Below are 12,009 nucleotides of genomic sequence, written 5' to 3' on the forward strand. Positions count from 1 at the left end.
CGTTCCGACGAAGAACGATGACGCGGTCTCAAGCCGTCATACCTTCCGGGGCAACACCACGGTAAACATCGTGCCATCAGCCTCACTGGAGCTGACCTCAATCGTCCCACCGTGCGCATCCACCACTTCCTTGACGATAAACAACCCCAGGCCAAGGCTGGTGGATGGCTGGCCGAGCTCTTCGTCAACGCTGCGCACCATCGGATCGAAAATCGTGCCAATCGCGTCTTCGGAAATCGGAACGCCGTAGTTATGCACCGTGAGGCGAACCGTGTCTGGCTCGCCTGTAAGGGTCACCGTTACGTCACGTTTGTTCAATCCATGCTGCAACGCGTTGCCGATCAAGTTCTGCAACAGTTGACCTACCCGCCCGGCATCCCAGTTACCTCGGGTATCTCCCACTACGTTGACGGTCGGATCGCATTCCGGGTTACCGGCACAGGCTTCGGCAATCGCCGCATGGGCGGCATCGGCCAGGTCCATGGGCGCCGGTTCGATCGGCAGGCTTTTACCCAGGCGACTGCGCACCAGCTCCAGCAAATCGCTGACCATCACCGCCATGTGCCGCGCGCCCTGCTTGATATTGATCGCGCAGGCCAGTGCATCGCCTTCAAGCGTTACTTTGCGCATCAGCAATTCGGTGGACATGCTCACCGCTTGCAACGGTGCCCGCAGGTCATGCCCGAGTATTGCCAGAAAGATATCCCGCGAACGATTGACCTGCTCGGCGTAGGCCGCAGTGGATTCGGCGAGTGCTTCGTCAATGGCTTCGTTGAAACGGATCATGTCCTGGAAATAGGCCAGGTCCGGTGATTCCAGGCTGGCGACCCACAAACGGATGACACACGCGCGCAAATGACGGAACTCCGACGTCATCTGCACCAGATCAAACCCCGCGGTATGCCGCAACTCGCCATGACTGGCGGCGGCCTCGTCCAGGCTCGGGGTTTTTTCCGGGCCTTCGCCCTTGGCCTTGGCCATCTGTTCGCTGGAGGTTTGCGCGGTGGTCATGTCTCGCGCCGCGGCCAGCAAAATGGCCTTGGCGTGATCGCGCAAGGCGACCCTGTCCATGTGCTCGGCCGCCGGGGTGATGGTGCTGGCGAACTGCTCCCATTCATCGACGATACGGTCCACGTGTTGCCTGATGAATTCGGGTAGGCGCATGGCCGGTTTCCTGATGGGAAGTCTGGCGCATCTTAGCCCCTTTACTGCCCGCTAAAAACTACCATTGCGCGGTGGGGCTCTTTTGGCTGCGTTCGGGTGGTATTTACCTGTTTTTCAGATTCTGAAATCGAATGCGTTCTCGATGTATTCCTGATTTCAGCACTGTTTTTTGATCTTTTGTTTTTGCAGCCAATCAATAATCTGGTCGCTCCTTTCATCGCATAAGGATTTGCGAAATGAACGAACATTCGGATACTCCGGCGTTACAGATAATTACCGGGTATGTAGGAGCAGAGGGCGCGCGCGATGTTTATCGTGACTATCTTCTGAGCAAACTGCCCTCGCCGATAAAAGACGCACCCGCCTCGCGCCTTGTTGCATTGGCCCATTCGAAACCGGAATTTCCTGAATGGTATTTGAATTCAAGCGCCATTGATCGCCAGTACCTCAAGGCGTTGATTGACGAGCACTGGCGCGTCCAGGGTTCATTGGACGATACGCTGGAGAATGTGCAGCAAAACATTCATGCCTTTGCCGAGCCCTTGCTTGTTCAGGCATTGAAAGAGCAATTGAATCTGGAACTGGACGTCAACGCGACGCTGATTCGACTGTACATCCCGGCCAAACTGGCTATTGGCATCGATACCAATGCCAGTCGACTCAGACAGTCCTCATTACTGGAAGCTGCATTGCATAATTTTGAACAGCCCGAAACGCAGGAGGGCGCGTTTCGCGAGGGTTCAGGCATCTTCATCAGGGGTAACGAAAATGAACTTCAGCGACATGCGCTGACGGTTGGAAGATTTGCTGCCCTGTGTCGGGCGCTCGATATCGGTGCGCAATATCAGCAGCACATCAAGGCATTACTGGAACCCGAAGAGGCCGCAGGCAAAGCGACAGTTGTGCGGCAATGTACGGTCAGTGAAAAAGCCGCTTTCAATGAGTCGGCGCTTATCGCTTATCTGAAAAAAGACATCACTTCCCATGGCTACGGGAAGCTTCGGCAGATTCGTGACAATGAACCAGGCATTTTGATGGGGCGCCGTCCCTTGCAATGCCATCGGCTTTCGATCATGGGTTTCAGGCTGGCCGGAATTGTGTTGTTCAGCGCTGTAGCAGACCCTTCTAAAATCAAAAGAATTTACGACGATCTCATTCCACAGCATCAACGAACAATGCTGGATTGGTCGCGCCGTCTGACCCTGCTCCCGGGACAGGAGTTTGAACAGTTCAAGTTGCTCGAGGCGTTTTTCGCCAATGGCCCCAGTGGTCTCGTCGACGCCATGTTGCAAAAGAATGATGTTTATCAACAAAGTCGTCTCGACGGGACGTTGATTGTGTATGTCCCCGATGATCCTGAGCATCCCTTCAAAGAGTACGCGTCCTTCACTGATTTCATGAAAGAACTGACGGGCCAGTTGCGCTCACCCAGCTATCAAGAGTTTTTCAGCCGTTTTGTGGCGCAAAAAGACAAGGGCAGATTTTTTGCCCGGGTTCGCGAGCGCCTCTCGACGTACACTTGGCAACAGCGTGTACCCCTGGACATGGGGCCGTGGTGGCGAGAAGCCGCGGTCGAGAACCCCGATCCAGAGCCTGTCACCAATATCATCCCCGGCGATCTCTGGCCGCAAATGGGCTTATGGCGCAGGGGAAAAGCGATTGCAGATGCGCGGCAAATCGCCGTGCCGACCGGCGATGAAGACGCCACCACCCGCTGGAATCGCCTGAACAGTTACCTGAACATCGGCTGGAACGTGTTCAACTTTGGCGCCATGTTGGTTCCCTACCTGGGCGAAGCGATGCTGGCCATTATGGTCGGGCAGATGCTCTTCGAAACCATGGAAGGCATCGAAGACTGGAGCAAGGGCGACAAGGAAGAAGCGGCGGCCCACCTTACCGGTGTCATGATCAATTTCGCGCAGTTGGCAATCATGGCGGCCGGGCATGTCTTGCCCTCCGGTGCGGCTGCGTCTGTCAAACCATCGGCTTTTATCGACCAGTTGAAAAAGGTTGAGCGGCCTGACGGCAAGACGCGTCTGTGGAACCCGGACCTTTCGCCCTACGCGCACGACGTGGCGTTGCCCAATGAGGCGAAGCCGAACGAGCTGGGGCTGTTCCGGCACAGCGAAAAAGACATCCTCAAGCATGAAGACAAACACTTCGAAGTCATAAGTGATCCAGGCACTGGCCAGCCACGTTTGCGTCATCCGAACCGGCCGCAGGCTTATCAACCGAAACTGGAGCACAGCGGTGCCGGCGTGTGGAAGACAGAACTCGACCGCCCCCTCGAGTGGGACAAAACCACACTCATGCGGCGCATGGGGCCGACGGTCGAGGGTTTTCCCGATAACACGCTGGAGCAGATTCGTCTGGTCAGTGGACTGGAGGAGGACGAATTGCGCAGGTTGCATGTCGTCGGCGATCCGCCGCCAGCGTTGCTGAACGACACCATCGAGCGCTTCAGGATCTGGGCTGATGTGCAAAAGCTGCCCGGGCAGATAAGGCTCAATGAGGTGCCGGAAGCGTTCATCGAGCAGGTGCCCCGGTTGCTGGTTGAACTACCGAGATGGCCCGAGCAAAAAAGTATCGAACTCGTTGATGGCGCCGGGCACGGGGGAAGCTCAATAAAGTTTGGCAACATCGATGCGTTGCCGGCCAACACGCTGAAGGTAAGCCGTGCCGAGGTCCGTGCAGGAAAACTGCCAGAGCTTGCCGTGAAGTTTGCGAACGAGACCGACATCCACGCGATGCTCGGGCAGGGCATTTCAACTGACGCGAAAATCCGCATCGATGCCTTGAAAAACCAGCTTGCCGGGCGGGCAGGTATCCGGCGCGGGCCTCTGTTTGACGCGCTAAATCGTCGTCTGCAACAGACCAACAACCCGCAAGTGCTGGTGCTCCAGGACGCGTTCAGCGGACTCCCCACGGCGATTGCCCGGGAGTTGCTGGCCGACATCGAACCGCAAGACCTGGCGAACATCACCGAACCGTCACGCATCCCTTTGCAGCTCAAGGAACGTGTGAGAGTCACCTTACAGGCGATACGAACCGCGCGCGCTTATGAAGGGCTGTTCCTCGATTCGGTGTACGGAGTGGACACCGAACGGCTGGCGTTGCACTCGTTGCAAGCATTGCCCCACTGGCCCGAAAACGTTCGGATCGAAATCCGCGAATACTCATTCGACGGACCGTTGCGCAACAGCGTCGGCCCGGCAGATGCTGCCCAGCGCAGAATCCTGGTCAGCGAGGACGGTCAGTACCAGGCACGCGATGCCGATGATCTTCATTTGCACGGCGCCGATAATCTTTACGCCTCGGTGTTGCATGCCCTGCCTGATGCCGAACGAAACGCGCTGGGGTATCACATCAATCAAGGCACCACGCTCAAGCACGCCATTCAAAAAGCGCCGTTGCCACGAGACACGTTCAGTGCCCTTCTCGCGGATAACCCTATACGCAAGCCGACGTACGACCCTGCCACGATGCGTCTACGTGGCGGCATGCGCGGGGTTTCGCAGGGGGTGCGTCAAGTCACCGGGGCAATGACGCCGCAAGAGCGAGTCCGTGTCGTGCGTCCCGGATGGACGGAGGACGAGGCCTTGGCTTATTTGCAGGCGGGTGGAAGCGACGTCAGTCTGGAGCAGAGGGCGAGCGCACTCGAAGCGGAGTTCGATCGGCTCAACGCCAATTTTCAACGCTGGCTGAACTCGCCGACCGCAGCGTTTCGCTTCACGCCTGCGGGCATCGCCGAATGGCAGTCCAGAAACGCGTTATACAAAGCGGTCAGGGAGTGCTGGCAGCACACCGGGTTGCGCGATGTGGATTCGTTCGGCGATTTGCAAGGCGCTGTGCTCGACCTGGAAAACTTTCCGCTGGGGCGTCATCTGGGCACCCTGCCCGCACTGGAGGGTAATTTCGATCACGTCACCCGCCTCAATCTGAACCGGACTCAACTGACCGATGCGCATGTTTCCTTCCTCGATCATTTCCCCCGTTTGCGTTCGCTCAACGTCAACGGCAATGCGCTCACCCGGTTTCCTCGTCCCGTCAGTTGGATGCGCAAACTGACAGAGTTGTCCCTGCGAGGAAACCGTATCGTTCTGGATGCGCGAGGGATAGCTGACCTGCGCAACCTGATACGGCTCGAGAGCCTGGATTTGCTCGGCAATCCTCTGGGGCAAGTCCCGGATATTGGCAGCATGATGATGCTACATACGCTGATCCTGGCGGACACGGGCATTCCTACCTGGCCGGATGGGTTGTTCGCACAACCGCGGTTTCGGCATTTTTACCTGGATTTGCAGGGTAACGAAATCACGCAGATCCCGACGGTGCCCCGAGGGTCCGTCCAGGCAGAACTGCTGGCCCGCACGGTGTTGAACCGGGAACCGCAGTGGTTGGCGGAGTCCAATCTGCAGTTGCTCAGGGAGTACATCGAATCCGTCGGTATGGACCCGGACCGTCCGTATCCGCCTCGTGGCGTGCGCGACAGTCTCGACTGGGAGGCCGGCTTGACCCGGCCGGAGTGGGTGGCGAAACAAAAGGTCTGGAACAGCGTCGAGGATGAGATCGGCTCGGTCGGGTTTTTCAATGAAATTCGTAAACTCACCGAGTCGGGGCATTTCAAGCGCGACCCTGGGTTCCGTGTCGATGTAACTGCCAAGGTCTGGCGAATGCTCGAGGCCATGGCCAAAAATACCGAGCTGCGCCAAAAACTCTTCACGATGTCCACCGTGCCCACGGCGTGCGTCGATGCCGGCGCGCAGCTGTTCAACGCCATGGGGATGGAGGTGCTGATTCATGAGGCCTATGAACTGGCAAATCCCGCGTTGGTCGAGGGTGAGCTGGTGTCGCTGGCGCGGGGCAAGTCACGTCTGGATGAATTGAGCAGGATCGCCCGCAAAACGATTGCCGAGCGCGAGGCGCAGGGCGAGCAGTTCAGGCGCCTTGATGCGACGGGCGAGGTGACGGGCACGATTGATGAGGTTGAAGTTCACCTGGCATTCATGACGGATCTTGCCGATCAGCTGGATCTGCCCTGGCAGTCTCGGAAAATGCAGTTCAGAAAGATCGCCGGCGTCACGCCCGCGATGATCGAGTCTGCGTACCGCCGTGTGCTGGACCTTGAAGAGGGGGAGCTGCTCGGTGATTTACTCATCGAGCAGCCGTTCTGGTCTTCCTACGTCGAGGGTTCCAGCCGAAGTGCTTTCAAAGGCTTCAGGCGCCGGATCGATGCCACGACAGAGTTCTACATGGCGTTGGACGCGCGCGCGACCGACACCACGCTTTCCCTTGAAAAAAAGGCTCAGTTGAAGGAAGAACTCAGGGTGCTCGGCGCTGAACTGAACAAACCGGAAAGCGCGTTTGCGCCGGGACGGGTCATGACCGAAGCGGAATATGCCACTGAGTTGAATGTCATCGATGAAGACAAAAAGGCATTGGTCAAAACCCTCACGCAGCAGGCGATCGACCGGGCAAAACTGCAACGGGAAGAAATCCCTTTTGCCGTGCAGCCGAACACCTGATCGCGGTTGCTTTCCGCAGGGGCCTGGCGTGTCAGGCCCCTCGAATGATCAAAACAGGAAGTAACGCTGAGCCATCGGCAGCACCTCCGCTGGCTCACACCACAACAAAACCCCATCAGCCTTGACCTGATAAGTCTGCGGGTCGACATCAATGTTCGGCAGGTAGTCGTTATGAATCAGGTCGGTTTTCTGCACGTCGCGGCAACCTTTGACCACCGCGATTTTCTTCTTCAAATCCAGGGCTTCAGGCAACCCGGCCGCCTGCGCTGCCTGACTGATAAAGGTCAGGCTGGTGGCGTGCAACGAGCCGCCGTAGCTGGCAAACATAGGACGGTAATGCACCGGTTGCGGTGTCGGAATTGACGCATTGGCATCGCCCATCAGGCTGGCTGCAATGGCGCCGCCCTTGAGGATCAAGGTCGGTTTGACGCCAAAAAACGCCGGACGCCACAGCACCAGATCCGCCCATTTTCCCACTTCGACCGAGCCCACTTCATGGCTGATGCCATGGGTGATCGCCGGGTTGATCGTGTACTTGGCGATGTAGCGTTTGGCGCGGAAGTTGTCGTTGCTCTCGCCATCACCGGGAAGCGGGCCGCGCTGCTTTTTCATCTTGTCGGCGGTCTGCCAGGTGCGCGTAATCACTTCACCGACGCGGCCCATGGCCTGGCTGTCGGAGCTGATCATCGAGAACGCGCCGAGGTCGTGCAGGATGTCTTCGGCGGCAATGGTTTCACGGCGGATGCGGCTTTCGGCGAAGGCCACGTCTTCGGCAATGCTCGGGTCCAGGTGGTGGCAGACCATCAGCATGTCGAGGTGTTCGTCGATGGTGTTGTGGGTGAACGGCCGGGTCGGGTTGGTCGAACTCGGCAGCACGTTGGCGAAGCCGCAGGCCTTGATAATGTCCGGGGCATGACCGCCCCCCGCGCCTTCGGTGTGATAGGTGTGGATGGTGCGACCCTTGAAGGCAGCGAGGGTGGTTTCGACGAAGCCCGATTCGTTGAGGGTGTCGGTGTGGATCGCGACCTGCACGTCGTATTGGTCGGCGACGGTCAGGCAGTTGTCGATACTCGCCGGGGTGGTGCCCCAGTCTTCGTGCAGCTTGAGTCCGATGGCGCCGGCCTTGACCTGTTCGATCAACGGCTCCGGCAGGCTGGCGTTGCCCTTGCCGGTGAGGCCGATGTTCATCGGGAACGCATCCGCCGCTTGAAGCATTCGCGCCAGATGCCACGGACCGGACGTGCAGGTAGTCGCGTTGGTGCCGGTGGCAGGGCCGGTGCCGCCGCCGATCATGGTGGTGACGCCGCTCATCAGCGCTTCTTCGATCTGTTGCGGGCAGATGAAGTGGATGTGCGTGTCGATACCGCCAGCGGTGAGGATCATGCCTTCACCGGCAATGACTTCGGTGCTGGCGCCGACCGCGATGGTCACGTTCGGCTGGATGTCCGGGTTGCCGGCCTTGCCAATGCCGGTAATGCGACCGTCCTTGAGGCCGACATCGGCTTTGACGATGCCCCAGTGGTCGATGATCAGCGCGTTGGTGATCAGGGTGTCGACGACTTCGGCGGCCAGGAGTTGGCTTTGGCCCTGGCCGTCGCGGATGACTTTGCCGCCGCCGAATTTCACTTCTTCGCCGTAGGTGGTGAAGTCTTTTTCCACTTCGATCCACAGCTCGGTATCGGCCAGGCGGACCTTGTCACCGACGGTGGGGCCGAACATGTCGGCGTAGGCTTGTCTAGAGATTTTCATGCGCTTGCCTTGAGATTCAATTGGATTTGAGACCGCTCGCATAGCTCGCTATCGCGGGCAAGCCCCGCTCCTACAGGGGTAGGCGATCAATTGTAGGAGCGAGGCTTGCCCGCGAAGGGGCCAGAACAGACACCACTTTTGTTAGAGGTCACCCATGATCCGTCCGGCAAACCCGAACACCCGGCGATGCCCGGCCAGGTCCACCAACTCAACCTCACGACTCTGCCCCGGCTCGAAGCGCACGGCGGTGCCGGCGGGGATGTTCAGGCGCATGCCGCGACTGGCCGCGCGGTCGAAGGTCAGGGCGTCGTTGGTTTCGAAGAAGTGGTAATGCGAGCCGACCTGGATCGGCCGGTCGCCGCTGTTGGCCACTTTCAGGCTGACAGTGCGGCGGCCCACATTGAGTTCGATGTCGCCGGGCTGGATCTGGTATTCACCGGGAATCATCAGTGGGCCCCCTGGAGAATCTTGTAGTAGAGGGCGGTCGGTTTGTACTGGCCGGTCGGGTCGCAGGCATAGTCGGGGATTTCACCGGCTTTGGTGTAACCCAGGGCTTTGTAGAAATCTTCAGCGGGGGAGCCGGCCTCGGTGTCGAGGTAAAGCATGCCGCGCTTGTGCTGGAGCGCGGCCTGTTCCAGCGCGCTCATCAACTGTTGGCCCAGACCCCGACGGCGCGCATGTTCACGCACCAGCAGCTTCTGCACTTCGGCACGGTTCAGGCCATTGGCCTTCTGGCACAGGGTCAATTGCACACTGGCCTGCACTTGCTCGTCCTTGACCACCACCCACAGCAGCACGTTGCCCTTGTTCAGGTTGTCCTGAACGTCATCGAAATAGGCGCGGGCCGCAGCGGCGTCCAGATTGGCCATGAACCCGACACTGGCGCCATAGCCGACGGCGTCGAGCAGCAGATCAATCAAACCCTGACGATAGTGCGCAAAGCTTTCAACATTGACGCGGCGCAGTTGAGCGGCGTTCATCGGGAGTTACTCCTTGTTGGCGGGTGGCGGCTCCGCGCCAGGATTGAGGGTCAGTTGCATGAAAGTCAGGTCCAGCCAGCGGCCGAATTTGGTGCCCACCTGCGGCATCTGGCCGGTCGTCACGAAACCGGCTCGTTCATGCAGGCGAATAGAGGCGGCATTGCCGCTTTCGATGGCGGCGACCATGACGTGCTTGTCGCAACCTTTGGCACGCTCGATCAATGCGGTCATCAATTGCGGGCCGAGACCGTTGCCACGCTGATCACCGCGTACGTAGACCGAGTGCTCGACGGTGTGGCGGAAACCGTCGAACGGCCGCCAGTCGCCAAATGAAGCGTAGCCCAGCACGCTGTTATCGCCGTCGACAATCACCATGATCGGATAACCCTGGGCTTGCCGTGCGCTGAACCAGGCCTGGCGGTTGCCCAGGTCCACGGCCTGTTCGTTCCAGATGGCCGTGGTGTTGAGCACGGCGTCGTTGTAGATGTCGCGGATCGCCGGCAAGTCGGCATGCGCTGCATCGCGAATGGAGTAATTCATGGCGCGGCCTCAAGCGATCGGTTGGTGAACGGTGACCAGTTTGGTGCCGTCGGGAAAGGTCGCTTCGACCTGGATCTCCGGAATCATTTCCGGGATGCCTTCCATCACTTGTTCGCGACTGAGCAGGGTGGTGCCGTAGTGCATCAGTTCGGCCACGGTACGGCCGTCACGGGCGCCTTCGAGCAGCGCTGCGGATATGTAGGCCATGGCTTCCGGATAGTTGAGTTTCACGCCGCGAGCCAAACGCCGCTCGGCCACGAGGCCGGCGGTGAAGATCAGCAGCTTGTCTTTTTCGCGTGGGGTCAGGTCCATTGTTTGGAATCCATAATCGGCAGTTAAAAAAAGCTTTCTGTAGGAGCGAGGCTTGCCCGCGAAGGGTGCGCCTCGGTTTAACAGGGAGACCGCGTTACCGTTCTTCGCGGGCAAGCCTCGCTCCTACAGGAATCGTATTTCAGGTGCTCCATATTCTTGGGGGCAAGGCTTCCCGGCCGAGCAATGCAGGCCGGAGCAAACGCCACAAATCAATCAACCAGCCCCGCGCCAACAGCGCTTCACTGGCCAGGCACCGCGCCACCAAAAGCCCCGGCAATTGCGTCAAATCCCCGCGCACGTCATTGGGCAGCGAGCGACAGGTTTCCAGCAGCTCGCGATCAATCTCCCCCGTCACCAGCAACGTCGCAAACACCGGTTGCCCATCCAGGCCAATCGGCGAGTCGAGCAGACTGTCATCCCCGACAATGCGCTGGCGTTCGTGCCAGAGCAACTGGCCGTCGCGGCGGATATCCAGTTGCGCCTGAAAGTGACCGAGGTCGAAGCGCTCGCCACTGGCCGGGCGGCCCAGTGCCACAACGTCCCAGTAAAACAACCGTGCGTCGCCCTCCAGATCAATGGAGGTGCTGAGCTCGGCCTGAGCGCCGCTGAAGATAATCGTCTCTTGTGGCAGCCATTCCAGTGTCGCACCGGGCGCCACTTTCAATGTCAGCCGCTGATAGGCGGGCCCCGCCGCGCGATACCACTTGGCGGCACCCGGGCTGGTGATTTGCGCCCAGGCGTGCGTGCCGACGCTGGCCGAGATATCCAGTCGATCCCCGCCCGCAATACCCCCGGGCGGATGGACGATGATGTGTTGGCACACCTCGGGGCCTTCGGCATACAAATGCTTTTGCACCCGCAATGGACCTTTGTGTCGGCGCAGGACCGGGCGTGTGCTGTCGCCGAAACGGGCGTAGCCCAGTTCCAGCTCGGCGTGCCAGCTGGGGGTGAACAGGACAGTGGGTACAGGTAAATTCATATTTTCTAATTATCGTCAGGACGTTGCAGACTAGATCGTAACCAGACCGCGTACACCCTCGGCTTCCATGTTTTCGCCGAGACCTTGCTGCACGATCTCGCCCCGGGACATCACCAGGTATTGATCGGCCAGTTCGGCGGCGAAATCGTAGAATTGCTCCACCAACAGAATCGCCATGTCACCCTGGGCCGCAAGCTTCTTGATCACCACGCCGATCTCCTTGATCACCGACGGCTGGATGCCTTCGGTGGGCTCATCGAGAATCAGCAACCGTGGACGGCTCGCCAGTGCGCGACCAATCGCCAATTGCTGCTGTTGGCCACCGGACAAATCACCCCCGCGCCGTTGCTTCATTTGCAGCAGCACCGGAAACAGCTCGTAGATGAACGCCGGGACTTCCTTGGCCTCAGCGCCGGGAAATCTCGACAGGCCCATCAGCAGGTTTTCTTCCACGGTCAGCCGGCCGAAAATTTCCCGACCCTGAGGCACATAAGCGATCCCGGCATGCACCCGCTGGTGTGGCTTGAACGTGGTAATCGGTTTGCCTTCCCAGTTCACCGCGCCTTCTTTGGCCGGCAACAAACCCATCAAACACTTGAGCAGGGTGGTCTTGCCCACCCCATTGCGACCGAGCAGGCAGGTGACTTCACCGACCTTCACCTCAAACGTCAGGCCCCGCAGGATGTGGCTACCGCCGTAATACTGGTGCAGCGTTTCGACTTGCAGCATGTTCGAATTCTCCTCATATCCCCTGTGGGAG

The 12,009-nt window shown here is 59.1% G+C and carries 9 protein-coding genes; 1 reads left to right on the forward strand and 8 read right to left on the reverse strand.

Features of this window, described 5'->3' with window-relative positions; translation table 11 throughout:
* Positions 1–36: 36 nt before the first annotated feature.
* Positions 37–1,164 (reverse strand): sensor histidine kinase, encoded by a 1,128-nt coding sequence (locus tag ACYZTM_RS18445; RefSeq protein WP_131058859.1) that lies wholly within the window; start codon positions 1,162–1,164, stop codon positions 37–39.
* Between the two features lie 236 nt (positions 1,165–1,400).
* Between ACYZTM_RS18445 and ACYZTM_RS18450 the strand changes: the two genes are divergently transcribed.
* Entirely contained in the window at positions 1,401–6,689 is a 5,289-nt protein-coding gene (locus ACYZTM_RS18450) for a dermonecrotic toxin domain-containing protein (RefSeq protein WP_461983909.1), read from the forward strand.
* A 48-nt stretch (positions 6,690–6,737) separates the two neighbouring features.
* Here ACYZTM_RS18450 and ureC read toward each other — a convergent pair whose 3' ends face one another.
* The 7 genes from ureC to urtE all read right to left on the reverse strand — a co-directional run bounded on the left by ureC (position 6,738) and on the right by urtE (position 11,978).
* On the reverse strand, positions 6,738–8,438 hold the full coding sequence (gene ureC, locus ACYZTM_RS18455) for an urease subunit alpha (RefSeq protein ID WP_461983911.1): 1,701 nt from the start codon (positions 8,436–8,438) through the stop codon (positions 6,738–6,740).
* A gap of 141 nt (positions 8,439–8,579) precedes the next feature.
* Positions 8,580–8,885: an urease subunit beta gene (locus tag ACYZTM_RS18460; RefSeq protein ID WP_008146494.1), complete on the reverse strand. Its 306-nt coding sequence runs from the start codon at positions 8,883–8,885 to the stop codon at positions 8,580–8,582.
* Positions 8,885–9,418 carry a GNAT family N-acetyltransferase gene (locus ACYZTM_RS18465; RefSeq protein WP_461983913.1) on the reverse strand — a complete coding sequence of 178 codons (534 nt, stop codon included), beginning with the start codon at positions 9,416–9,418 and terminating at the stop codon, positions 8,885–8,887. The genes ACYZTM_RS18460 and ACYZTM_RS18465 overlap by 1 nt, the downstream gene beginning before the upstream one ends.
* 6 nt (positions 9,419–9,424) lie before the next feature.
* Positions 9,425–9,958: a GNAT family N-acetyltransferase gene (locus ACYZTM_RS18470; RefSeq protein ID WP_461983915.1), complete on the reverse strand. Its 534-nt coding sequence runs from the start codon at positions 9,956–9,958 to the stop codon at positions 9,425–9,427.
* Between the two features lie 9 nt (positions 9,959–9,967).
* Entirely contained in the window at positions 9,968–10,270 is a 303-nt protein-coding gene (gene ureA / locus ACYZTM_RS18475) for an urease subunit gamma (RefSeq protein WP_074873350.1), read from the reverse strand.
* A gap of 139 nt (positions 10,271–10,409) precedes the next feature.
* Complete coding sequence (locus tag ACYZTM_RS18480) at positions 10,410–11,249, reverse strand: urease accessory protein UreD (protein ID WP_131058865.1); 840 nt, start codon at positions 11,247–11,249, stop codon at positions 10,410–10,412.
* Between the two features lie 30 nt (positions 11,250–11,279).
* Entirely contained in the window at positions 11,280–11,978 is a 699-nt protein-coding gene (gene urtE, locus ACYZTM_RS18485; protein WP_461983918.1) for an urea ABC transporter ATP-binding subunit UrtE, read from the reverse strand.
* Positions 11,979–12,009 lie beyond the last annotated feature (31 nt).

This window comes from Pseudomonas sp. MDT2-39-1 (assembly GCF_054898085.1).

Coding starts and splice junctions, on each gene's coding strand:
- ACYZTM_RS18465 (WP_461983913.1), bottom strand. CDS start 9,418: ATGAACGCCGCTCAACTGCGCCGCGTCAATGTTGAAAGCTTTGCGCAC.
- ACYZTM_RS18445 (WP_131058859.1), bottom strand. CDS start 1,164: ATGCGCCTACCCGAATTCATCAGGCAACACGTGGACCGTATCGTCGAT.
- ACYZTM_RS18450 (WP_461983909.1), top strand. CDS start 1,401: ATGAACGAACATTCGGATACTCCGGCGTTACAGATAATTACCGGGTAT.
- ureC (WP_461983911.1), bottom strand. CDS start 8,438: ATGAAAATCTCTAGACAAGCCTACGCCGACATGTTCGGCCCCACCGTC.
- ACYZTM_RS18470 (WP_461983915.1), bottom strand. CDS start 9,958: ATGAATTACTCCATTCGCGATGCAGCGCATGCCGACTTGCCGGCGATC.
- ureA (WP_074873350.1), bottom strand. CDS start 10,270: ATGGACCTGACCCCACGCGAAAAAGACAAGCTGCTGATCTTCACCGCC.
- urtE (WP_461983918.1), bottom strand. CDS start 11,978: ATGCTGCAAGTCGAAACGCTGCACCAGTATTACGGCGGTAGCCACATC.
- ACYZTM_RS18460 (WP_008146494.1), bottom strand. CDS start 8,885: ATGATTCCCGGTGAATACCAGATCCAGCCCGGCGACATCGAACTCAAT.
- ACYZTM_RS18480 (WP_131058865.1), bottom strand. CDS start 11,249: ATGAATTTACCTGTACCCACTGTCCTGTTCACCCCCAGCTGGCACGCC.